Source organism: Bacillus sp. JJ1609 (assembly GCF_036967045.1).
Lineage (GTDB): Bacteria > Bacillota > Bacilli > Bacillales > Cytobacillaceae > Mesobacillus.
On the sequence record NZ_JBALSS010000016.1, the window covers coordinates 34,005 to 56,382 of the forward strand.

24 protein-coding genes and 1 pseudogene are annotated in these 22,378 nt (G+C 40.4%); 18 read left to right on the forward strand and 7 right to left on the reverse strand.

Going from position 1 to position 22,378, the window contains the following annotated elements; genetic code table 11:
• The first annotated feature begins 210 nt into the window (after window positions 1–210).
• Both V7654_RS13680 and V7654_RS13685 read left to right on the forward strand, forming a co-directional pair.
• Window positions 211–1,359, forward strand: coding sequence for a M20 metallopeptidase family protein (locus V7654_RS13680; RefSeq protein ID WP_335431021.1), 1,149 nt, complete (start codon window positions 211–213; stop codon window positions 1,357–1,359).
• 519 nt (window positions 1,360–1,878) lie between these two features.
• Window positions 1,879–2,649, forward strand: coding sequence for a TerC family protein (locus V7654_RS13685; RefSeq protein WP_335430960.1), 771 nt, complete (start codon window positions 1,879–1,881; stop codon window positions 2,647–2,649).
• A gap of 95 nt (window positions 2,650–2,744) precedes the next feature.
• Here the strand turns inward: V7654_RS13685 and V7654_RS13690 are convergent, their stop codons facing one another.
• Window positions 2,745–3,227 (reverse strand): hypothetical protein, encoded by a 483-nt coding sequence (locus V7654_RS13690; protein WP_335430961.1) that lies wholly within the window; start codon window positions 3,225–3,227, stop codon window positions 2,745–2,747.
• 380 nt (window positions 3,228–3,607) lie between these two features.
• Here V7654_RS13690 and V7654_RS13695 point away from each other — a divergent pair, with 380 nt between their 5' ends.
• Complete coding sequence (locus V7654_RS13695) at window positions 3,608–4,879, forward strand: MFS transporter (protein WP_335430962.1); 1,272 nt, start codon at window positions 3,608–3,610, stop codon at window positions 4,877–4,879.
• Between the two features lie 15 nt (window positions 4,880–4,894).
• On the opposite strand, the gene V7654_RS13700 is transcribed toward V7654_RS13695, so the two are convergent.
• Window positions 4,895–5,833 carry an endonuclease I family protein gene (locus V7654_RS13700; protein WP_335430963.1) on the reverse strand — a complete coding sequence of 313 codons (939 nt, stop codon included), beginning with the start codon at window positions 5,831–5,833 and terminating at the stop codon, window positions 4,895–4,897.
• A 233-nt stretch (window positions 5,834–6,066) separates the two neighbouring features.
• Between V7654_RS13700 and V7654_RS13705 the strand changes: the two genes are divergently transcribed.
• The 3 genes from V7654_RS13705 to V7654_RS13715 are packed head-to-tail and all read left to right on the forward strand — an operon-like array spanning window position 6,067 to window position 7,761.
• The gene (locus V7654_RS13705; protein WP_335430964.1) at window positions 6,067–6,492 is read left to right on the forward strand and encodes a DMT family transporter; all 426 of its coding nucleotides are present in this window, start codon (window positions 6,067–6,069) and stop codon (window positions 6,490–6,492) included.
• 55 nt (window positions 6,493–6,547) lie between these two features.
• Entirely contained in the window at window positions 6,548–7,246 is a 699-nt protein-coding gene (locus V7654_RS13710; RefSeq protein WP_335430965.1) for a Crp/Fnr family transcriptional regulator, read from the forward strand.
• 20 nt (window positions 7,247–7,266) lie between these two features.
• Entirely contained in the window at window positions 7,267–7,761 is a 495-nt protein-coding gene (locus tag V7654_RS13715) for a DMT family transporter (protein WP_335430967.1), read from the forward strand.
• An 82-nt stretch (window positions 7,762–7,843) separates the two neighbouring features.
• On the opposite strand, the pseudogene V7654_RS13720 reads toward V7654_RS13715, so the two are convergent.
• From V7654_RS13720 to V7654_RS13735, 4 genes and pseudogenes are all read right to left on the reverse strand, one after another.
• Window positions 7,844–8,272: pseudogene (locus tag V7654_RS13720) on the reverse strand (hypothetical protein).
• The gene (locus V7654_RS13725; protein WP_335430969.1) at window positions 8,269–8,475 is read right to left on the reverse strand and encodes a helix-turn-helix transcriptional regulator; all 207 of its coding nucleotides are present in this window, start codon (window positions 8,473–8,475) and stop codon (window positions 8,269–8,271) included. The pseudogene V7654_RS13720 and the gene V7654_RS13725 overlap by 4 nt, the downstream one beginning before the upstream one ends.
• Window positions 8,476–8,597: 122 nt before the next feature.
• The gene (locus V7654_RS13730) at window positions 8,598–9,449 is read right to left on the reverse strand and encodes a TIGR03943 family putative permease subunit (protein WP_335430971.1); all 852 of its coding nucleotides are present in this window, start codon (window positions 9,447–9,449) and stop codon (window positions 8,598–8,600) included.
• Window positions 9,446–10,342: a permease gene (locus V7654_RS13735; protein ID WP_335430973.1), complete on the reverse strand. Its 897-nt coding sequence runs from the start codon at window positions 10,340–10,342 to the stop codon at window positions 9,446–9,448. Before V7654_RS13735 ends, V7654_RS13730 begins: the two co-directional genes overlap by 4 nt.
• A 267-nt stretch (window positions 10,343–10,609) precedes the next feature.
• On the opposite strand from V7654_RS13735, the gene V7654_RS13740 reads away from it, so the two are divergent.
• From V7654_RS13740 to V7654_RS13790, 11 genes are all read left to right on the forward strand, one after another.
• Window positions 10,610–11,434 carry an STAS domain-containing protein gene (locus V7654_RS13740; protein ID WP_335430975.1) on the forward strand — a complete coding sequence of 275 codons (825 nt, stop codon included), beginning with the start codon at window positions 10,610–10,612 and terminating at the stop codon, window positions 11,432–11,434.
• Window positions 11,435–11,760: 326 nt separating this feature from the next.
• The gene (locus tag V7654_RS13745) at window positions 11,761–12,660 is read left to right on the forward strand and encodes a LysR family transcriptional regulator (protein WP_335430977.1); all 900 of its coding nucleotides are present in this window, start codon (window positions 11,761–11,763) and stop codon (window positions 12,658–12,660) included.
• Between the two features lie 43 nt (window positions 12,661–12,703).
• Window positions 12,704–13,201, forward strand: a complete 498-nt coding sequence (locus V7654_RS13750; RefSeq protein ID WP_335430979.1) for a DinB family protein — start codon at window positions 12,704–12,706, stop codon at window positions 13,199–13,201.
• 268 nt (window positions 13,202–13,469) lie between these two features.
• Window positions 13,470–14,714: an MFS transporter gene (locus V7654_RS13755; RefSeq protein WP_335430980.1), complete on the forward strand. Its 1,245-nt coding sequence runs from the start codon at window positions 13,470–13,472 to the stop codon at window positions 14,712–14,714.
• A gap of 43 nt (window positions 14,715–14,757) precedes the next feature.
• A complete protein-coding gene (locus V7654_RS13760) occupies window positions 14,758–15,702 on the forward strand; it encodes an alpha/beta fold hydrolase (protein ID WP_335430981.1) in 945 nt (314 codons plus the stop codon).
• Window positions 15,703–15,983: 281 nt separating this feature from the next.
• On the forward strand, window positions 15,984–16,844 hold the full coding sequence (locus V7654_RS13765; RefSeq protein WP_335430982.1) for an MBL fold metallo-hydrolase: 861 nt from the start codon (window positions 15,984–15,986) through the stop codon (window positions 16,842–16,844).
• Window positions 16,792–17,565, forward strand: a complete 774-nt coding sequence (locus V7654_RS13770) for an MBL fold metallo-hydrolase (RefSeq protein WP_335430983.1) — start codon at window positions 16,792–16,794, stop codon at window positions 17,563–17,565. Before V7654_RS13765 ends, V7654_RS13770 begins: the two co-directional genes overlap by 53 nt.
• A 52-nt stretch (window positions 17,566–17,617) precedes the next feature.
• Window positions 17,618–18,529, forward strand: coding sequence for a DMT family transporter (locus V7654_RS13775; protein WP_335430984.1), 912 nt, complete (start codon window positions 17,618–17,620; stop codon window positions 18,527–18,529).
• 103 nt (window positions 18,530–18,632) lie between these two features.
• Window positions 18,633–19,394: an MBL fold metallo-hydrolase gene (locus V7654_RS13780; protein WP_335430985.1), complete on the forward strand. Its 762-nt coding sequence runs from the start codon at window positions 18,633–18,635 to the stop codon at window positions 19,392–19,394.
• A 78-nt stretch (window positions 19,395–19,472) separates the two neighbouring features.
• A complete protein-coding gene (locus tag V7654_RS13785; protein ID WP_335430986.1) occupies window positions 19,473–20,012 on the forward strand; it encodes a DUF4865 family protein in 540 nt (179 codons plus the stop codon).
• Between the two features lie 72 nt (window positions 20,013–20,084).
• Window positions 20,085–20,678, forward strand: a complete 594-nt coding sequence (locus tag V7654_RS13790; protein WP_335430987.1) for a YdeI/OmpD-associated family protein — start codon at window positions 20,085–20,087, stop codon at window positions 20,676–20,678.
• Between the two features lie 59 nt (window positions 20,679–20,737).
• On the opposite strand, the gene V7654_RS13795 is transcribed toward V7654_RS13790, so the two are convergent.
• A complete protein-coding gene (locus V7654_RS13795) occupies window positions 20,738–21,529 on the reverse strand; it encodes a TIGR00266 family protein (protein ID WP_335430988.1) in 792 nt (263 codons plus the stop codon).
• A gap of 419 nt (window positions 21,530–21,948) precedes the next feature.
• On the opposite strand from V7654_RS13795, the gene V7654_RS13800 reads away from it, so the two are divergent.
• Window positions 21,949–22,230, forward strand: coding sequence for a heterocycloanthracin/sonorensin family bacteriocin (locus V7654_RS13800; protein WP_335431022.1), 282 nt, complete (start codon window positions 21,949–21,951; stop codon window positions 22,228–22,230).
• Window positions 22,231–22,378: the final 148 nt, after the last annotated feature.

Consider the following 22,378-nt stretch of genomic DNA (forward strand, 5'->3'; position numbering starts at 1 on the left):
CATTTTACTTAATCGTAGTATTTCACTCGTGTCCCTTTTTACTTTTAGAGAACGAAGGTTCGTTTTATTTGAATCTCCACAGTGTGATCTAACATAGCCTTTTTTAAAAAGCATACTATCTATTTTTATAGATATATCTGTATAATTATTATGTTGTTATATAGATAAATAAACTAATATTCTAGCAGGTTTTCAATTTAAGGGGGTTACATTGAGATGACAACGATCAGTGAAAAGTTATATAAGCAGGCTGTAGAAGACCGCCGCTATCTTCATCAATATCCGGAGCTGTCTGGACAAGAATATGAAACAAGTACCTATATCCGAAACAGGCTTGAAGCATTAAAAATAGAAATCCTTAATTTTCAGCCCCCAAGTGTCATCGGCTTTGTAAAAGGACGGGTAGGAGAAAAAACGATTGCTTTGCGTGCAGATATCGATGCACTGCCAATGCGTGAGGAAGGGGACAAACCATATATCTCTAAGAATCCAGGGGTTGCTCATACTTGCGGCCATGATGGACATACGGCAGTGCTTCTCGCCGTAGCAGAATGGATCGTAAATAATAGAGATGAAGTGGATCATAATATTGTTCTCATTTTTCAATCCTCTGAGGAGATAACACCAAGCGGTGCGGATCAATTAATTAAAGAAGGTGTACTTGAAGGCGTTGATTCCATCTTTGGCCTTCACTTATGGCAAGGTATGAAAAAAGGAAACCTTGGTTTGGCACCTGGTCCGATGATGGCTTCCTGTGATGATTTTGAAATTACAATAGAGGGCTATGGGGGACATGGAGCTTCGCCGCATGAAACAGTGGATCCTATTTACGTCGCTTCACATGTTATGCAGGCATTGCATGGAATTGTCAGCCGAAAGTTGAATCCAATTACACCAGGTGTCATTACAATCGGGAAAATGGAGGCCGGTTCCACCTACAATATTATTCCTGGCAATGCATCGCTTCATGGAACCGTTCGCGGACTGACAGTTGAAGCAGTAGAGACAATGAGGATACAGATTCAAAAGCTTACTGAAGGAATTAGCACTGCCTTTGGAGCAGAGGGAAAGGTTGAGTTTATTTTGGGAACTCCTCCGCTCGTAAACGATGTAAAAGAAAGCAGATTTGTAGAAGAGGTCATTAAAAGTGCCTTTGGAAATGAATGTTTTGAATCAGTCCCTCCTGTAATGGGAGCAGAGGATTTTTCGCATTATTTGCTTCATAAACCGGGGGCATTCGTATTCGTAGGTATGGGCGGGGAAAAGAGCCAGTACCCACATCATCATCCGAAGTTTGATATCGATGAAGAGGCCTTGCCGATCGCGATTAAGTTATTTATCGAGATTATTAAGGCTTAGGTAGTGCGTATCCCTACCGGCAGATTATAAAAAAATCACTTTCTGTTATGGAATAATGTGAATAACAAACTATTGCACCTTCCTCTGTTGGATGATGCTTTCTTTTTTATTTTCTAGGCTGTGTTAAAGGTCAATGTTGATATTAGCACCTGTTGACTGGAGCGGAAATCAACAGTCTAGTTTAACACAGCCATTTTCTAATATATATTTGCTGATTCAATTTCTAATTTTGTTAAAGAGTTCAGCATTAAATCATAATGGTTTTAAAAGATAATTAGGTTACATAAAGTTTATAATGAACCAGTTAAAGGTAAATGGATATAACCAATGAATGCGTTCTATTGATAAACTCTTTTTGTTAGATAATAACGCTTCAGTGTGATAAAAAAAAGCGCAGGGAAAAGTAGCTTACAAAAATAATTAAAGCTAGGTTCTCAAGGATTTCCTGTGATTTAATTGGCAATTCTATTAGTAGCGAAATCTTTACGTAACTTTTTAATTTAGAAAGGAGAGAGGCGGATGGACTCAATTTGGCTGGAGTATGCCTGGGCATTGCTAATCTTAATTGGATTAGAAGGGCTGTTATCGGCTGACAATGCTCTCGTACTAGCTGTTATCGCTAAGCATTTACCTGAAGACCAGAAAAAAAGAGCGATCACATACGGAATAATTATGGCATTTGTCTTTCGTTTTGCTGCGCTTTTTGCCATTTCATTCATTGCAAATGTTTGGCAGATTCAGGCAATAGGAGCAGCTTATCTTCTTTATCTTGGCTTAAAGCATGTCATTAAAGCCCGATTCAGTGAAAATGAGAATGTTCATAAGGATGATGAAGAGGAAGCAGCCGAGAGAAGTTTCTGGCCAACAGTTGGGAAGATTGCTTTAGCAGACCTGGCTTTTGCGATTGATTCGATTCTCGCAGCAGTCGCTCTTGCACTAGGTCTTCCAGATTCACCACTAAAAGACTTCGGAGGCATGGATGGTGGACAATTTATTGTAGTTGTTCTTGGAGGGATTGCTGGGCTTATCTTGATTAAATTTGCCGCAACCTGGTTTGTGCAGCTGCTTGAGAAACGTCCTGCGTTGGAGACAACAGCATACGCCATTGTTGCATGGGTTGGTGTGAAACTTGCTGTCATTACTCTTGCACACGAGGATATCGGTGTATTGGATCATGATTTTCCTCATAGTACAGTTTGGACTTTGATTTTTTATGGAGTATTGATTGCGATCGCTCTAATCGGCTGGTTTGCACCAGGCAGTAAATCCTTGGAGAACGAAATTACATGAAAAATTTCTATCTGCATTAAAGATAAAATGGGACGGTGATGTGCTTCCTTTTCAAATTGGAAGCACATCACCGTCCCTATGTCTTTTTAAATTACTTATTGATGATCTGCTCGCTTAGCAGTATTTGCTGCATATCCCAGGATAGCTCCAGCTAGAGCACTTGCGATCATCATGACAATGGCTGGGTGAATCGCTGTGTAAAATGGACGAAGTATGTCGATAAAGAATCCCCAAATTCCAAAACCGATCATGCCAGCAACAATGAAGACCTGTATGTTCTTATAAGCATAGCCAAGCAAGCCGCCGCCGAAGAACCCCATAATCAAGCCCACGAAAGGCAAACCTAAATCAAGAACGCCTAATACAACAAACATTGGGATCGTAAAGCCGAAGAAAAAGCCTATTGCACCTAATAAGGATGAAAGAATCGTTAATTTTATATCACGTGCCGGTATGCTTAGGACAGCACTTCCAATCAAACCGAAAAAAATGAAAGCAAGAATCATGTAATCCCCGGCCAAACCGGCAATTAACCCTCCGACACCAAAACCAATCGCTCCATAAAGTTTATAGGACACGATTATCATCTCCCTTATGAATATACCTTTAATTTATTTACAAGAAATGAAACTATTTTTTTATTATATGAAGGAAATTACTGCGTTGTTGTTAGCTTTAAGCCCATTTTAGAAAAGGAATTATTTTTGTGCTTTTGGAAAGAATTACGCACAAGATTGCAAATTAAATGCGCTTGTATAATCCGCATATTAACATGATTCATTCGATGGGCTACAGTATTGGTAGCCGAATTTTTTTAAAAGGTGTAAAATTTGGTATTATTGATGGAAGAAAATGATAAGGTAGGTCAATAGAGGAAAAAGAAATTCCAAAGGATACTCTACGTCATGGAGTCAGCATGTCACATTAAAAAAATGATAAACGGAAGTGGTACAACAAGATGAACAAACAAGAAAGTGCGTATAGATGGGTAGTGTTTGGTACGGTCTTATTCGCATACTTTTTAATGGTGAGCCAAAGAACAGCTCCAGGACTTATTACCGATCAATTAATGAAGGATTTTCAAGTTTCAGCGGCAACTATAGGTCTTATGAGCAGTATTCAATTTTTAGCCTATGCCGGATTACAGATTCCCGTTGGTTTGTTATCTGACAGATATGGTCCCAATCGCTTTCTTATTATCGGCACACTTCTTAATGGGGTCGGAAGCCTGCTCTACAGTCTTGCTCCTAATGAGTATCTTTTGATTTTCTCCCGATTTATCGTTGGAACCGGAGATTCTATGATATTTGTCAACTTGGTAATAATTTTAAGCCAATGGTTTAAGGCAAAGGAATTTGTAGGATTGTTAGGTGTGGTATCGATGGTAGCGAGCCTGGGTTCATTATCAGCTACCGTTCCTTTTTCCTTGTGGATATCAAACGCTGGCTGGAGAATACCGTTTCTCAGCATTGCATTAATTTTAGTGGTATCATCCTATCTTCTTTATATCGTTCTAGTATCGAAACCGAAACAAATATTCATAGACGCCTCTAAACCAAAGAAGAGTTCAATTAAGGTACGAGAAAGTGTCTGGAAGATTCTGCGCAGGATGCTTTCAACTCGTCAGGCCTGGGCAACATTCCTTTGCCATTTTGGGGTGGTCGGCACTTATGTCGGTTTTATCGGTTCGTGGGGAGTTCCATATGGAATTCATGTATTTGGATTGTCCCGCTCAGTGGCAAGCCAGCTTATCATGTATGGACTTATTGGAGCCATCATCGGCGGACCTTTAATTAGCTGGATCTCAAGCCGGCTCGATTCGATAAAAAATATATATTTCATTATTCATCTTATTGTCTTTTTTAGTTGGGTTGTGTTGTTTTTATCCGGTGTGAAACCTCCATTTATTCTGGTAGTCGTTTTATTGTTCATCATTGGTTTTGGAAATGGAGCCAGCTCATTAACCTTTGCAGTTGTTCGAAAATCCTTTCGAATAGAAGAAGTCGGAGTGATATCTGGCTTTGCCAATATGGGAGGTTTTCTCAGCGCGGTTTTATTGCCAATTATTTTTGGGAAAGTGCTGGATTTATTTCCTCAGAATTCTATTAACATTGGTTATCATTATGGGTTTATCATTCCCGTGCTGTTTTCATTAATGGGATTGTTAGGAGTTAGTTTGATAAAAGAAGAGAAACAGAGGGACGGTTCTTATGTTCCTGATGGAACATAAGAACCGTCCCCATGTTCATGGAAAGATCATCTTTTCTGCCAGTTCCGGAAAATCAATAAATGGATTGCGGTTTCCCTGTATATAGTAAATCGCCTGGTTGCGGTGTTTTTCATATAGCGTAGGGGGGAATTCTTGATTCCAGCGCTTCAGCAGTTCAAGATCCACTTGCATCCTGAATTCCTCTTTGATCATTTTTGGATAACGAAGGAAAAAGTAAAGCATGGCACGGGCGCTTGCTCCTTTTCCGTGTTCTGGCTCAAAGAGGAGACCTGAGCTCACACCGCAATTGTTTTTTAGTTGTTCATCAGGTGACTCGGGAGTGTAAAAATCGAAATCCGCATAGGGAAAGTTTGAACGTTTGATATTGCATTTCGGGTGGCAGACAAACAGATGATGCAGGTCGCCCTTCATCGGTTCTGTTCCCTCGAACCACGACTGAGGAACAATATGCTCGGTATTCATCTTGAAGGTTTCCTCAAAGATTTTAAGTGCCTTGATGGATTGAAAACCATGCTGCTGAAATTTCCTGGACCGTTTTCTGAATTCATCATACTTTTTTCTAAGTGTTTCTTGGTCCTCTTTAATCAATGTTTCTGGATCCTTTTTCTCGCTGGAATATATACTTTTTGCAGAACCATCTGGATACAAATCAACCCAGGTATACAAATATAAGTCCTTACTCAGGAAGTAGGGAATCTGGTTTTTGTGAGTTTGGGAAACGACAGTGTGAAATTTATAAAAAAGAGCCAGCTCCGAAAAATCCAACTCTTCAGCCCCGCGGTAATACTTCTTTATATCCGCCTCATCCTGCTGCTGATCGTAATAAAGCTGCTTGTCATTTTTAATTTTTCTTCTGTTTTCACGCAAGATTGTTAGCAGCTGTTTTAGATCAATGGGATCATGTGGACTATTCCACTGTTTATTCAGCCTCTGCTGCTTTTTAAAATTAGACATAGCTTACTCCTTATCCGTATCATCTTACATATAGTGTACTCCCACAAAGGCCTGAGCTTCAAACAAAAGAGTATCCATTTTTTACGTGGAAATTAGCGGATGATGAGATAAGCATATGTGGATTGGAAATATTTAAATTAACATTTTCGCTGTTTTAGGACATATGTCCTTCCCGAATTGCCTGTATTTATTCTTTAATTGATTTATACAATCAGGTATTGAGGAGAGAGACAATGAGAGGCATTATTTTTGCTTTATTAGGAGGGGCGTTTATTACCCTTCAAGGTGTAGCGAATTCGAAAATCAGCCAGGATATAGGAACATGGCAGACGGCAACGATCACTCAGTTCACAGGATTCCTGGTGGCTTTTATCATACTGATGTTTGCACGTGAGCGAAAATGGCAAGGGCTAAAGAAAGTGAAGCCCTTATATTTAATTGGCGGTACATTTGGAGCCATTGTTGTATTTGGAAATGTCACTGCGATTCATTTTATCGGAGTGACGCTTACCGTTTCAGCCATGTTGATTTCCCAACTGGGAATGACGGTATTGATTGACCGAAACGGATGGTTCGGCGTCATGAAGCAAAAAATGAAGGTGCCGCAGCTAATTGGTATTGCCATGATGATAGCAGGTGTTGTGGTCCTCGGTTTATAACCGTTGGTATTTTATGTAGTGATCATTGTAAAAAGGGAATAGAGGGATATTTTTAATGAAGGAAATAAAAGATCCAGGACGGCTGATGGAATATTTACAAACCTACGGAATAGAAGCTGTCTTTAATGAAGAAATCATCCCGTATTTATCGCTATATTCTTTTGAACAAGGAGAGTTGATCTTTTCCCAGGGAGAAGCAACACAATACCTTTATGTCCTTGTTAAGGGGAAAGTGAAGATTTTTACGACTTCGGAAGAGGGAAAAACACTCATACTTTCATTCAAAACCCCGTTGGAGGTAATCGGGGATATTGAATACGTAAGGGGAATTGACACGATCAATACAGTAGAGGCCGTTTCCCCTGTCATAATGGTAGGTGTTCGTCAGGGTGTGCTGAGAAGATTTTTAAAGGATCATTCCCCGTTCCTGCAATTTTTGCTAGATATCATAACAAAGAAGTTTTATGTTAAATCAAATTCGATGCGCCTCAATTTGATGTACCCGGTAGAGGCACGTTTAGCCAGCTATCTGGTCTCGATCGCCTATGATGAAAATGAATTGTTGGTTAATGGACAGTTGAGTACATCCCATCTCCCGGACATTGCCAATTTAATAGGAACAAGCTACAGACATTTAAATAGGGTGATCCAGCAGTTTTGTGAGGAAGGATTGGTTGAGCGCAGCAAGGGGGCCATCCTGATAAAAAATCTTCAGGGGCTGAAGTCCCTAGCTAATGACAATCCGTATGAGTAAGACGATTTGGAGGAAATGATATGTTTCTTGGAATAGTATGTGCGATCATCGCAGGGACGCTTGTAGGCCTGCAGAACATTTTCAACAGTAAGGTCAATGAAAAAGCAGGCTCTTGGGCGACAACCGTATTGGTTCTAGGGTTGGGGTTCCTGGCATCTTTCATCCTCGGCCTCTTCTTTGAGGGCGGGCAAATGTTCAATTTGCAAAATATGAAACTATGGTATTGGTTTAGCGGATTATTAGGAATTGGAGTCATAACAGGAATTGTTCAGGGCATCAGATACCTGGGCCCTACATTCGCGATCTCGATTGTGTTAACATCACAGCTAGGGTTCGCGGTATTATGGGACTCTTTAGGCTTGATGGGCCTGGAGAAAGTACCTTTTACAATAAAACAATTAGCCGGTGTATTATTAATATTAGGCGGAGTGATTGTATTTAAGTGGAGTGAAATCAGGAAGAATGACGAGGCACCTGATCTCACCCAAGACGGTCAAAAAGCAGAAGCGTCGTAGAAAAATACAGATACATGGGGACGGTTCTCATGTTCCAATTTGGAACACGAGAACCGTCCCTTTGTTTTCCCTTTTTTTACTATTAATCTTCTAAATCTTGATTTTGTTTTTCTCGTAATCGATAAATATAGAACACGGGAATGAATCCACAGATGAATAAGATTGCACCGATTAAAAGGCCGTCTATTGGAGTTGAGTCAGGTGCAAGGGAAGTGAGATAACCAACTGTCAATACGATGAACGATAATACAGCAATGCTTACAAAAAAAGATTTTTGAGGCTGTTTTACCTCTTTTTCATTTTCCACGTTTACGCTCATTGATAAGTACGCATAAACAACTGACGTTAAAATAAAGACGTACCAGAGTGGATTCTAACGCATTCCCTCCAATCCGCCCTGGAAGAAGTCGTAGCCTAGTATAGATAAAATGCCAATCGTTTGGATGATGTAAGTGATCTTGATGTGTTCCAGGTTACGTAGAATAAGTCTTTCATCTTTAATTTTCTTCATTCAAAATCCTCCTTTTCTATCCAAAAGAGCTCATTCAAAGATTCATTAACGACATAGCAGATTTGCAGGCAAAGCTTTAAAGATGGGTTATATTTTCCTTTTTCAATAAGACTAATCGTTTGTCTAGTAATACCAACTAAGTCAGCCAATTCCTGCTGCGTGAGATTAGCTGTGATTCGTGCCATTTTGACTTTATTTTTCATTTTATTTCCTCCAATGCCAATGTAACATATATATTCCTTTATGTAAAATATATATTGCAAAGTGGAACGCGAGAACCGTCCCCATGTACCAAAAAAAGAAGCAAGAGGGGGGACTCTTGCTTCTAATAGGTGCGATAGGTGTATGGGTCGTCGGGTTGGTCAATTTCATCCCAATTTTCCACTTTTAGTACTGGGATATTGGCTTTGAATGGCTGGTAGTACTTGGTTGTTAATTTCCCTTTTACATGGAGCCACTGATCATCCTGGATGTTTGGTTCTTCTGGGAACTCGACAAGCATGCCGAAGGCTCCTGAGTCTGCGATGCAGTGGATGACACCAAACCGAAGGACGAAGATTTGCTTTTTACTGATTGATTCTCCCTTAAAGGCGAAGCCATCAAATTCGATTGTTTTATCCGTGAACTCCCCGGGGAATTGATAGATGGTTTCCATACCCTTTAGAAAATCTTTATCTTTCAAGGCTATAGTATCTTTGTCTATATAATTCTTGAGCTCTTGGTTCATGAGCTCATCATAGCCTTCTTTCCCATAATAAACACTTGTATCGGGTTTTAAATACTGAGTCTGGGCAAATTGATCATTCGTTTCCAATGCTTTAAATGAAAAACCTTTGGATTTGACAATGTTTGAGTCCAAAGTCGCAATCGGAAAAAAGAAACCTGAAATCAAAGGAAAGATAAAAATAGCGTAAATGACAATCCGTTTATACCAAGGCATATTGTCCTCATGGTCAAGGTCATGATCATGGTCACAGCAGCCCTCTGATGAGCAATCTGTTGAATCAGAACCCTTCAAATAATAATAAGCCTGGACCACTGTCAACACACCGAGAATCCACATAGCCGTATAGGATAAATAAGAATATTTCATATTAATATATTTTGTGAGATTCCCAGATGCATGCAGATGGAAAAAGATATACGTAAACAGCATCAAAATAAGAGTCCTAATCATACCATCACCCCAATCAGCAAGGATCCTGCCAGTACTAAAATGGCGATATACAAAATCAATTTTCCGACGAAACGTTTCTTGAACACGGCAAGCATCATCAATGTATTTTTGATATCTACCATTGGCCCGAACACCAGGAACGCCACTAATGACCCGGTAGAAAACGTGCTCGAAAACGATGAGGCAATAAATGCATCAGCTTCTGAACAAAGGGAAAGGACGAACGCCAAGCCCATCATTACTAGTGAAGAAGATGCCTCATTCTGGCCGATTTGCAATAAAGTAGAAGTCTTAATAAAGGTTTGCATTGCGGCTGCAACGAATGCACCCACAATCAGATATTTTCCAACTGAGAAAAACTCCTCCACAGCATGGCGAAGGGTATCAATCAATTTCTCCCATATTGTTTGTTTATTGTGGCTGCTGTGATGATGTTGGCTACCAGCCACCTTTTCCAATAGCTGATTATCTTTATACTGATAGGAAAGAATGATCCCAACGATGAACGAAACGATCAGTGCAAGCCCACCGCGATAAATCATCATCTCCCAGTTATTGCCGAATGCGACATAGGTTGAAAAAAGAACGATTGGATTAATAACTGGTCCTGTCAGCATAAAAGCGATTCCAGCGTGTAAAGGGACACCCTTTTGGAGAAGCCTGCGGACGATTGGCACGATACCGCATTCACAGGCAGGGAACAATGCACCTAGCAAGGTCGCATAGATCACAGCAAGAAACCGGTTCTTTGGTATGACTTTTGCCAGCATTTCTTCTGTGACAAAAATCTGGATGACTCCAGCTATCAGAACACCGATTAAGACGAATGGAATTGCTTCTATTAAAATACTAATGAATATAGTATTCAGCTGCAGAAATGATTGAGAAAGCATAATGTACCTCCGTAATTTTGAATCAAAAGCATAGTATAACACATGAATGGAGCGTTATAACTGCCAAATTAGTAATGAGAAAGTGAACTTATTCCTTGCATGGGCAAGGTATGTTGTTTGTTCCAATTTTTAAATAAATATATTCGATTGCTAAAAGAATTGAAAATCTTTATTGGTATATAGATTTGCTAAAAAACTACATAATCATGTTATAATCTATTAAAAAGAATGTAAGCGTATAGATTATAGACATAGGAGCTGGAAACAGTGAATCCAATCGAGAGATTTTCACAATATTTGTTAGAGAACGCGGAATCGATTAGCAAAGAAATTGTTGCATATAATTTAGAAAAGCTAGAAATGAAGCTGCCTGATGAAATCATAGAGCAGTCCGTAAAAACAAATATTGAATTTTTAGCGTTCCTTGGGAACACGTTGAATCTTCCTAACGATGAGGTAGCCGGAAAATTCATTGAATGGCATAAAAAGCAGCAGGCAAATCAAAGAGATTATCAATTCAGCTATGAAGAAATCGCCAATATGTTAAAACCATATGCAGAGACTCGTCTTCAATTGATTAATATGCTGACCAAAGTATCAATGAATGAAGGGCTTTGTACGGAGGAAGTCGTTTATGTCAATAGCCGGATCAGCTTTTTGTTAGATTTGAGTATTACGGAATCAATGTTGGAGCGTGAAAGATTAGCTCATGAAATGAATAGAAAGAACCAAAAGATCATTACCGAGCTATCTTCACCAGTCGTTCCTCTGCAAAATGGAATGGCGATCTTGCCGTTAATCGGAGAATTCGACTTTGAGCGCAGTGATCATATAATGAATCATGTCATTCCAAGGATCAGCGAACTGAAAATCAGGTATCTGATCATTGATTTCTCTGGAATCGCGAATATTGATGCGGAGGTTGCTTCAAGGATTTTCAACGTAAATAAAGTGCTTGGCTTGATTGGAATCGAAACGATGCTGACAGGCATTCGACCAGATCTGGCGATTAACGTAATCAATGCGGGAATTGACTTCTCAAAATTGAATACTTATGGATCAGTGCAGCAGGCGATTCTTGCGCATGCATAATTTGAAAATGGACGACATATCAGTGGCAGTTTAAAACTGCCGCTTTTTTGTGTATAAAAGAATGGGAGACATTAGTGCCTTCTCCATTCATTTGTATGTTTTGGATTGATATGCTCTTAAGTAAATTAGCAATCAAGTCCAAGTAACTGGTAAAGCACATAACTTTTAGTTATGTGCATATTTCTTTTTGTCATTATCTAATTATTAAGAAAACTGATAATCTTATATAATGAGAATATAATAGATTGCTTACCATTTTTGTTAAGCTGATGCAGGATTAAGACTAGTTATCATCTTTAAACCATATGAGTAAAGGGTTGGTATGAATGATTAAGCTGATGCAGCTTAAATATTTTATCGAGGTAGTTGAAGCGGGAAGTGTCACAATGGGATCCCGGAATCTGTTTATATCCCAGCCTGGTTTATCCAAGCAGCTTGCTCAGCTGGAAAAAGAGATGAATTGTGAGCTCTTTCTTCGTAAAGCTTCAGGTATCGAGCTGACTGAGGCAGGGAAGCATTTATACGCTAAAGGGATTCGTCTTATTAGGGAGGCTGAAGATCTGAAAGCGGAGATGTCGTTATTTTCTGATCGGACCAATATCGTCATCGGATCGCTCCCCAGCATCGGCAGTTATTTGATTCCATCCCTGGTTAGCCGGCTCGGCAGCAGGTTTAACATCGAATTAATTATCAGGAACACTACCGAAGAATTGATTAAACTGGCAGAAGAGAACGGAGCGGATTTGGTGTTTGTTCAGGATGCGAAGGCAAGCAGGCACTTGGCAGCCGACCGGCTTTTTTGGGAGCCATATGACGCAATTCTCCCTGTCATGGCAATGGAAGAGAATCATTCGCTTGGAATGGAGAAATTGGTAAAACAGGAATTAATCCTTCATAAGCCTCCATGTGATATTCGTACCTTTTTTGAAGCTTACTGTAAAAGCCGTAAAATTGGTTATTCGATAAAAATTAACCTGCAAACCAATGAATCTATTGTTCATTTTGTATCAAACGGTTTGGGTGCGTCGGTTCTTCCAAGAATGATGGCTAAAAATATAAACAATCCAGCAATTAAGATTTGTAAGATAGACGAAAACGGATTTGGACGGACAATCGATCTATTATATAAGCCTTCCCTGAAGAAAGTTGCCAAAACAATCAGAGATTGTGCCGAAGAAATCACAGAGGCGGGTGCGAACACTGTTCATTTTAGCCAGTCAGAATAATATTTTTTAGCATTTAATTAGATATAAAGGAGGAGAAAGGACAATGAATTTGAAGGAATTATTATTCCATGATTTTTTGTATACCTTTAATCGGGAGGATTGGTACACGCCTCTTTCTAATGCGCTAGAAGGTGTTACTTTTACCGACGCTGCCTGGAGGCCAGAGGGAGGAAAAGTGAACTGTATAGCTGAAACCCTCGGCCACATTTTATATTTTCAGGAGCGTCTTCTTAGAGTATTGACTGAAAGCCTAGATCAGTTTCAGCAAGCCTCTGAAAACGATGATACCTTCAGAATCTCACCTGATTGGAATGAGGGAGAGTGGAATCGCCTTTTAAGTAAGGTACAAGATATAAATCTTGAGCTGGCATCCCTTATCGATAACCTGACAGATGAAGACATGCAGAAAAAGTACAAAAATAGAACTGCGGCAGAAATGATTTCAGGAGTGACACGCCATAATGCCCATCATATCGGTCAAATCGTTATGCTGCGTAAACTTCAAGGAAGCTGGCCTGCTTCAAGAAAGTTCACTTTTTAATACTCATCCTATGGTAGGTAACGAATCAAAATGGGCTTTGAGATATTAATTATCTTTAAAAGTGAACGGGGATAGGACTTTATACAAAAAAACATCTAGATATACAGTAATAACAGGGGTGCGTCAATTTGGCGGACCTCATTAATTATGGCGTCATATCCTGTTTTGTACCCATAACCTTTCGTTATATCCCTATTATTTTCCTGTATTATTCAATACCTCGATCGGCTGATATGCTGAAGATGAAAGACGAACCGGGGGGATGAAGGTGAATGGGAAAACTTTATTTATGAATCGGAATTTTTCAATTTTATTTTTTGCCGCTCTGTTTGGCGTATTGGGGGAAGGGATATTTGGGCTGACAGCGATCGTCATCGCAATGGAGGAAACCGATTCGATATTGGGTATTGGGAAAATGCTCGTTCTGACTCTGCTTCCCTCAATGTTTTTAGCACCGTTTATTGGGGTGATGATCGATAAATATTCTAAGCGATCCATCATGGTCATTTGCTATCTTCTTCGATTTGTAGTCATGGCGGTTATACCCATCAGCTATTATTTCGGGCTATTTACGAGTAACATATTCTATCTTTCTATAATATGCAGTTATATCGTCTGGTATATTTTAGAGCCGACAAAAGAAAGTATCTTGAAAGAAATTCTCCCCGACAAACTGTTTCACCAAGGAATATCCATTGTCCAGGGTGCCTGGCAAGTGGGATTGCTGTCATCGGCCATCGCAGCGGGGGTATTGATTGATCATTTTGGGGTGCACGGAGCTGAGCTTGCAGCGGCCTCGACTTACTTGGCTGGCGCTTTTCTATTTTACTTCATGAGCGATAGCAGCAAGTTGGATCACGAAGTTGTCCCGGAAAATGTAAAAGCATATGCTCATGAATTCATGATCGGATGGCACTATCTAATAGCTAACAGGTCTGCGTTTTATTTCGTGCTGACAACGAGTATGACATTGCCTTTTTTCTACGGAATCAATTCCTTGATTGCCCCATTTAACTATCAGTCCCTTGAAGGTACAGGAATAACCCTTGGGTTCATCGACAGTGGTGCCGGTATTGGCAGTCTTGCTTCCGCCTGGTTTTGTTCCTTTCTTGTCGGTAAAAGAAATTCCGCTAAGCTGTTGTTTGCTTCTATTATTCTGCTAGCGGTTTCAACACTGTTATTCAGTTTTGCAAAAGTAGTCTCGATTGCGTTCATTTTATATCTAATCATTGGTTTTTTCATTGGAAACATGAAGGTGATCTCAAGAATATATGTGTTTGAAAATGTAGGGCAAGAGTATATTGGGCGGATCATGACAACCATCTCCTTTTTCAGCCTGATCTTTTCGATGGTGATGTCCTTGATTGTATCATTCCTTGCTGAACGAAGTTTGTTATATGGCTACTTGATGGTTGCAGGAAGTCTGCTTATTCCTTTACTGCTTTTGCTTAAAGAGCAAAAGCAATCAACGTGGAGGGAATCTGCATGTGAAAAGGCTACAATCATCTCATAAATACAAAATATTAATCTCTAAAAAATGATAGGAGTGAAGGACAATGTGGCTTATTCATAATCAAATAGAAGAAAAAGAGTTTCATTTTTCTGGAATAGGTAAGGAAGGTTTAAAGCTTCATTTTGTCCGCAGAGGATCTGGAAAACCGGTCATACTCCTTCATGGGTGGCCAGGTTTCTGGTATGACTGGAGAGCGGTCCTTCCTCGGCTTTCCGAAAACGCGGATGTTATTGCGCCTGACCTCAGAGGATTTGGGGACTCCGAAAAACCAGAGGGAGATCCAGTACTCCTCAATGCACCGGAGGTCCATGCAGCAGACCTTATCACCCTAATGGATTCGCTTGGTATTCAAAAAGCAGTGTTTGCCGCACATGATATTGGCGCGACCATTGCCCAAACATTGGCAACGGTCTATCCCGACAGAGTGGAGTCGCTAGTGCTGCTCAATCCTCCCTATCCTGGCATTGGCACGAGAAGGTTCGCCCCGGAATTACAGGGGCAGTTTTGGTATCAGCATTTTCATAACCTGGAGCTGGCAGAAAAACTAGTTGGTTACAATAAGGAAACAGTCGGTATGTACATTGAGCATTTTTATCGCCATTGGATTGGAAATAACGAGAGTTTAAGCAATGCTGAGCTCCAATACATTATCGATAAATATAGTATTCCAGGAGCATTCAAGTCGAGCATTGCTTATTATCGCGCAAGAGCCAATGCAAAAACAAAACAGGCAGTAAGCAGCGCTGCCGTCAGGAAAATCAGGCAGCCAACCTCGATTTTATGGGGGAAGAAAGATCCGGTCATTTTAGCTGAATGGTCCGATCGACTTGATGATTATTTTACGAGGGCATCCTTGAACATATTGGAGGGAGTAGGCCATTTCGTACCATTTGAGGCTCCCAATCAAGTTATTGATGCGATTATTAAGCAAATTAATCTGAAAGACAGTACCTCATCAGTTGTTGATATAAAGACAGGAGAGAGGTAATTTCTTTGAAAACTATTAGATAATTTTTTAGCAGGTAAGCTGTCAATGAGGGGCTGATAGATTTCGAGTGTTTCATTAAAGTGTGCAGGAAAATTCATAAGGCTTAAAGATAAGTTTGAACTTTATTAACGCAGGCTAGTTACTGTGCCCTTTTTCAAAGAAGAGAATGGTAATAACCTAAAGTTATTCACTCATTCCATTACTATATTACCTTTTAGGCATTCAAGTTTGTAAATATGGATATAAGTGAGAAAAGTTATTAAAACAAAGGAGAGAGCGATATGCAAATAAAAAAACTATCCTGGGCAGGGATATTAGTGCAGTCAGGTGATACAGCGGTAATGATAGATCCTCTTGGAAAGGTGCCGCCAAACCAGGATAGGCCACTGGCTGCTCGTCTTGGAAAAGCACACGAGTCGTTTGTTCCTATTGAAAGTCCTCCAATTCCAGCTGCAGTAGCGATTACGCACGTCCATCCTGATCATTTTGACCCTGAATCCATTCAGGGAGCATTTGGGAGAGATATTCCCGTCCTAGTGCCTGACGAGTCGACAACAATTGTAAATAACTCTGGGCTCACGAATTTGATTGGCGCCTCACCGGGAGATTCATGGGAATTTGGTGAATTAAAAATAACAGCCGTTTATTCTGCAGACGGCTATGGAACACCTCAGGTCGCCTGGATGATCGAAGGAGATGGCCAAAAAATAATCCATTGCGGCGACACGCTCTGGCATGGTGAGTGGTGGAAAATCGCGGGTAAGTACGGCCCCTTCAATTTGGCCTGTTTGCCAATCAACGGTGCTGTATTGAATGTCTTGGGCTTACTTGAACAAAGCACGCTCCCAGCATGCATGACTCCCGAAGAAGCAGTTGAAGCGGCCAAAATATTGGGTGCAACATTGTTGCCAATCCATTATGGTATGTTCCACAATCCTCCTTATTACTCGGAAGCGGATAACGCCCTAAAACGAGTTGAAGAAAGAGCGAATTTGCGAGGAGTCGAACTGTACGCGCTAAAGCCTGGCGAGTGGCTAGATCTTTCTAGTAAAACTAAGAATACTAGGGGTATTCGGGAGGAGGTAGGAAATGCGAATCCAACGTCTGCAATGGGCAGGGGTCCTGATCGAGTTGAACAATAAAACTATTTTAATTGATCCAGTATATAAAAGTCCGAACACATCTTTTTTCGGCTTGCCAAAAACACCGTTCTCTCCCATGGTGCATCTAAGGAAGCCGGATTTCATACTAATCACCCATTTGCATTCCGATCACTTTGATCCCGACTGGATTTCAGGGAAAGCCGGAAAAGATATTACACTGCTCGTCCCTGCAGGAACTGAAGATGTTGTGAGAGAATATGGGTTAACGAACGTAATTGGTCTCACAGAAGGGGAAAGGTTCCAGGCAGGCGATATAGATATAATTACTGCCCCGGCGGTCGATGGCATGGGAGACAGGCAAGTATCCTGGATCATAAAGAGTACAGGCCAAACCATTATCCATTGCGGGGACACACTTTGGCATGGGCATTGGCAATCTTATGGGGAACAATACGGACCGTTTAACGCAGCATTCCTTCCGGTAAATGGGGCTGTCGTAAACGAACCTGGTTCAATCACCAGCGGTCAGCCTATTTGCCTTACTCCTGAGCAGGCAATAGCTGCAGCAAAGGTTTTGCGAGCAGGCGTCCTAATTCCAATTCATTACGGTTCTTTTCATTATCCTCCTATCTATAACGAAACTCCGGATATGATGGAACGCATTATCAGTCAAAGCAAGAAGGAAAAAGTGAATGTGAGAATTTTGAATGAGCATGAGAGTTACGTAGTGGATGAACAGGGACAGCAGTGTGAAATCTAACGATCAGCCTTAAAGTTTGTTCTCGTTCAAAACCCTGTGTGGTGGTGTTATCATGATTGTCTTTTTTTACTTGGTCATGTGCTTCATTTTTGGCACGACTTTTTTATTCATTAAGATGGGGCTAGGAACAGGCTGGTCCCCATTCTTGTTCTCAAGCCTTCGGTTTATATTGGCTGGATGGATCATCATCGGATTTTTGCAGCTTTTTTCTAAAAAGGTAGCCCTCACGCCATCAATTCATTCACAGATAGCCAGACTATCCTTTTTTATGACGACAGTACCGTTTGCTGCACTTTACTGGTCTGAGCAATATATCTCCTCGGGAGAAGCAGCAGTGATTGTCGCTACTTCTCCACTTTTCATCCTTGTTATCAACCATTTTACAAAACAGGAACGGATTAATTCCCTTAGATTTATCGGTTCATTGATCAGCCTCGGTGGAATAGGACTGCTCTTTTTTAATGAAATCAGCATCGATAGCAACTCAGAATCTGCCATTGCCAAATTCGTTCTGCTCCTTGCCGAATGGGCCTTCGCATATGGAAGCATACAATCTAAAAAGGTTCTCATTGAACTGAAGAATCCATTTATCCTAAATGGGTACCAGATGCTCTACGGAGGCTCTTTTTTAATGGTTATCAGCCAAATTTTCAATGAAGATTACAGCCTGCCCGCAGAATTTAATGGCTGGCTGATACTTATCTATTTTATTTTGTTCGCCTCAATACTATCGTCTGGAATCTTTTATTGGCTTATAAAACATACGAGTGTCTATTTTTCCACAACATGGACCTATGTATCTCCGCTAATCGCCTTGTTATTGGGCTCGGTTTTTTTAAAAGAAGATATAGGCCATTTTGGTTTGCTAGGAGCGGTCCTTATTCTTGGAGGAATCCTTTTAACTAATACAGAATTATTTAAGAGGAAACAGGATTTTAAAGAGGGAAGAAAGCTGGATGGTTAAGAGGAATTTTATAGTTTATTATTTTTTTATCAGATAATACTGCGGGTTGCTCCGAAACCTCCAGCCCAAGAACGATTTAATGATAGAGGAGTGAATTTAAAATATGAATATCCAATTGATTAGACATGCTACTCTGAAAATCAAATTCAATAACCTTACTATTCTCGTAGACCCTATGTTTAGCCCAAAGGGAGGTCTTGCTCCAGTTGCCGATGCGGCCAATGAAGATTGTAACCCTTTAGTCAGTCTTCCTGTAAAAGTTGAAGAAATCATTGAAGATGTAGATGCCATTATTGTCACGCATTTGCATAGAGATCATTTAGATGATGCTGCGATCCAAACCTTACCAAAGGAATTAGCGGTTTTTTGCCAGACGGAAGATGAATTGAAGCTGCTCGAATACGGATTTTCCAATGTAGTGAAGGTACAATCTAAATGGGAATGGAGCGGAATCAAGCTATCAAGAACTGGGGGCCGCCATGGTACTGGTGAGCTGGCAAAAGCGATGGGCCCGGTATCGGGGTTTGTTTTAGAGGCAGATTCTGAAGAGACATTTTATGTAGCAGGGGATACTGTGTGGTGCGATGAGGTAGAAGATGCAATTAACACCTATAAACCTAAAGTAATCATCTTAAATGGCGGGGAAGCACAGTTCTTGACAGGAGACCCAATCACAATGGGCTCAATAGACATTGAGAAAGTCAGCAGGAATGCAGCTGAATCTACTATTATAGTTGTCCATATGGAGTCCTGGAACCATTGCTTATTGAAACGAAGCACGTTAAAGGAGTTAGTTGAGGCAAATGAAATAAGGAATGTCATTGTCCCTGATGATGGGGAGAAGATCAACTTTTTATTTGGTTGATAAAATGGCGTATTAGTAGTTATCCATTCATTCCTTGAAGCTTTTTCCACACTTCAGCAATCAGGAGGAATAAATAAAATGATCGCCACCCAATACAAAATTACATTGCCAAGTGATTATGATATGGGAATAATCAGAGAACGGGTAAGAAATAATGGTCATAAAACAGACGGATTTGATGACCTGAAATTCAAGCTCTATCTCATAACCGAAAAGGGAATCAATAATAATATGCAAAATAGTTATTGCCCTTTATATCTTTGGAAAGGCAGCAATGGACTAAACAAGTTTTTATTTAACGGATACTACGACAATATACTCAACTCCTTTGGATGGCAAAAAGTAAATATTGGTGTCCCGCTCATTGATACAACAACCTCTAGCATCAAAGAGAATAAATATCTCTTTCAAATCAAGGGAGAAATAAAACCTCAGGAAAGTCTAAATAATTTAAAAGATAAAATTGCTGAAAGTATTCCAACAATCGCTAATACTGAATATATCGTGATTTACAACCCGGACAAATGGAAGTACGAAGCATTCTACTTTATAAACGATATAGACCAAGTAAAAGAAATAAATGGAGTAATTTATCAAATACTTCATGTATCACAATAAAAAAAACAGGGACGGTTCTGATGTACGATTTGGAACATCAAACCGTCCCCATGTTCATAGGGGTGTTCCTTGATGACAAAAAATAGAATGAATCCTAAGGTTGATGAATTTTTAAGTAAAGCTAATAAATGGAAAGAAGAATATGAAAAGTTGAGAAAGATTGTTCTCGACAGTGAGCTGACTGAAGAATTTAAGTGGATGCATCCCTGTTACACGTTTGAGAATAAAAACATTGTTTTAATCCATGGATTTAAAGATTATTGTGCGCTTCTTTTTCACAAAGGTGCCTTATTAAAGGATTCCCATAGGATTTTGATTCAACAGACGGAGAATGTACAGGCGGCGCGCCAGATTCGGTTCACCAATGTACAAGAAATAGTTGAAATGGAAACTGTCTTAAAGGCCTATATTTATGAAGCCATTGAAGTTGAAAAAGCAGGTTTGGAAGTAGATTTTAAAAAGACTACAGAATACATAGTTCCTGAAGAACTTCAAGTTAAATTCGATGAAATCCCTGACTTGAAAACTGCTTTTGAAGCATTGACGCCGGGACGGCAAAGGGCATACCTTCTTTATTTTTCTCAACCCAAACAATCGAAAACACGAGAGTCAAGGGTTGAAAAATATTTACAGCAAATTCTCAATGGAAAGGGATTAAATGACTAAAACGAAGGGACGGTTCTGGTGTTCCTTTTGGAACATCAGAACCGTCCCCATGTTCATGTTCAATCGCCATCTAGCATTCTGAACACTCCGCCGAGGACGCTTCCTTCTCCTTTGTTTTGGCCTCCTGCTTGAGGAGCGGCTGCAAATACACGGCTTGCCAAGCGGCTGAACGGCAGGGACTGGATCCAGACAGTTCCTGGTCCTCTTAGGGTTGCAAAGAATAGACCTTCGCCGCCAAATAATGCTGTTTTGATTCCTTTGACCATTTCGATGTTGTAATCGACATTGCTCGTCATCGCGACAAGACAGCCTGTATCGACCTTAAGAACTTGGCCTGGTAAAAGTTCTTTCTTATGTATAGTTCCGCCGGCGTGAACAAAAGCCATACCATCTCCTTCAAGCTTCTGCATAATGAAGCCTTCTCCGCCAAAAAATCCTGCGCCGATCTTCCTTTGAAATTCGATGCCAACAGAGACACCTTTTGCAGCAGCAAGGAACGCATCTTTCTGGCAAATGATTTTACCACCAAGTTGATTTAAATCCATAGGGACAATTTTCCCAGGGTATGGTGATGCAAAGCTGACATGTCTCTTGCCGTGGCCAGTGTTGGTAAAGGTCGTCATGAATAAGCTTTCACCTGTCAGCATGCGCTTCCCGGCACCAAATAATTTCCCCATCATGCCTCCGCTGCCACCTGAGCCATCACCAAAGATCGTTTCCATTTGGATCTGGTCATCCATCATCATCAGGCTTCCCGCTTCGGATACAACGGTTTCATTTGGATCCAGCTCGATTTCCACGAACTGCATGTCATCCCCATAAATCTTGTAATCAATTTCATGGTTTTTCATAGGCTATAGCCTCCTAAAATATGTTCGAATACAATTTTATTTTACATCTTTGGCTGGTATGTGACTATTTAAGATTCGAATTTTACTAGTTAAATATTTTAACCAGTCACTTTCAAAATCCTTTTCTATATAGGTGAAAAGGAAATGTGAAAACAAGGAACAAGCCGGCGAACGGGGGATCACAGCGATGGTTCTGATGTTTTTGGAACACGAGAACCGTCCCCATGTTCTCCCCATGTTCTCCAAAATTAGGCTTTTGTATCAGTAGCAATACCCACCTAGAGTACATAAATTGTTGGGGAGTGTTCTTAATTTTTAAGGTATTCACCTAATATACAGAATTTTACGCGGAAAACTCGACTTTTTTTGTTTCTTGTTTCGAGAGCCATTGGTAAATTGTTTGGGAGGTTATGTAGATGATGAATGATTTTCACAGTGAACTTCAAAGGCTTAATGTGGGTGATTTCCAGGCAACGCAGCCGGTTACTTGGGATCAAAACCAGTATAATGCTGGTGATGAGCGAATTTTCGGCATAGGTGGTCTTGGAGGATGTGGAGGATGTGGAGGATGTGGAGGATGTTTTGGCTTCGGTTTCCCTTTCTTTAGCTGCTTTTTCTGTTTTGGCTGCTTCCGTTGTGGTGGATTTCACCGCTGTGGTCGATGTGGCGGCTGTGGCGGTTGCGGACGCTGCCATCGTTAAGAGGATGAATGAGTAATAAAAATTAGTATTCTAATATAAATAGCCCCTGCAGACAGTCTACGCAGGGGCTATTATTTCTTCGTAACATATGACATAAGGGACAAATGGGGATACATACGATGTTATTGACAGTCTTAAAACAGATAAG

Coding starts and splice junctions, on each gene's coding strand:
- V7654_RS13685 (WP_335430960.1), top strand. CDS start 1,879: ATGGACTCAATTTGGCTGGAGTATGCCTGGGCATTGCTAATCTTAATT.
- V7654_RS13695 (WP_335430962.1), top strand. CDS start 3,608: ATGAACAAACAAGAAAGTGCGTATAGATGGGTAGTGTTTGGTACGGTC.
- V7654_RS13700 (WP_335430963.1), bottom strand. CDS start 5,833: ATGTCTAATTTTAAAAAGCAGCAGAGGCTGAATAAACAGTGGAATAGT.
- V7654_RS13705 (WP_335430964.1), top strand. CDS start 6,067: ATGAGAGGCATTATTTTTGCTTTATTAGGAGGGGCGTTTATTACCCTT.
- V7654_RS13710 (WP_335430965.1), top strand. CDS start 6,548: ATGAAGGAAATAAAAGATCCAGGACGGCTGATGGAATATTTACAAACC.
- V7654_RS13715 (WP_335430967.1), top strand. CDS start 7,267: ATGTTTCTTGGAATAGTATGTGCGATCATCGCAGGGACGCTTGTAGGC.
- V7654_RS13725 (WP_335430969.1), bottom strand. CDS start 8,475: ATGAAAAATAAAGTCAAAATGGCACGAATCACAGCTAATCTCACGCAG.
- V7654_RS13730 (WP_335430971.1), bottom strand. CDS start 9,449: ATGATTAGGACTCTTATTTTGATGCTGTTTACGTATATCTTTTTCCAT.
- V7654_RS13735 (WP_335430973.1), bottom strand. CDS start 10,342: ATGCTTTCTCAATCATTTCTGCAGCTGAATACTATATTCATTAGTATT.
- V7654_RS13745 (WP_335430977.1), top strand. CDS start 11,761: ATGATTAAGCTGATGCAGCTTAAATATTTTATCGAGGTAGTTGAAGCG.
- V7654_RS13750 (WP_335430979.1), top strand. CDS start 12,704: ATGAATTTGAAGGAATTATTATTCCATGATTTTTTGTATACCTTTAAT.
- V7654_RS13760 (WP_335430981.1), top strand. CDS start 14,758: ATGTGGCTTATTCATAATCAAATAGAAGAAAAAGAGTTTCATTTTTCT.
- V7654_RS13765 (WP_335430982.1), top strand. CDS start 15,984: ATGCAAATAAAAAAACTATCCTGGGCAGGGATATTAGTGCAGTCAGGT.
- V7654_RS13770 (WP_335430983.1), top strand. CDS start 16,792: ATGCGAATCCAACGTCTGCAATGGGCAGGGGTCCTGATCGAGTTGAAC.
- V7654_RS13775 (WP_335430984.1), top strand. CDS start 17,618: ATGATTGTCTTTTTTTACTTGGTCATGTGCTTCATTTTTGGCACGACT.
- V7654_RS13780 (WP_335430985.1), top strand. CDS start 18,633: ATGAATATCCAATTGATTAGACATGCTACTCTGAAAATCAAATTCAAT.
- V7654_RS13785 (WP_335430986.1), top strand. CDS start 19,473: ATGATCGCCACCCAATACAAAATTACATTGCCAAGTGATTATGATATG.
- V7654_RS13790 (WP_335430987.1), top strand. CDS start 20,085: ATGACAAAAAATAGAATGAATCCTAAGGTTGATGAATTTTTAAGTAAA.
- V7654_RS13795 (WP_335430988.1), bottom strand. CDS start 21,529: ATGAAAAACCATGAAATTGATTACAAGATTTATGGGGATGACATGCAG.
- V7654_RS13800 (WP_335431022.1), top strand. CDS start 21,949: ATGAATGATTTTCACAGTGAACTTCAAAGGCTTAATGTGGGTGATTTC.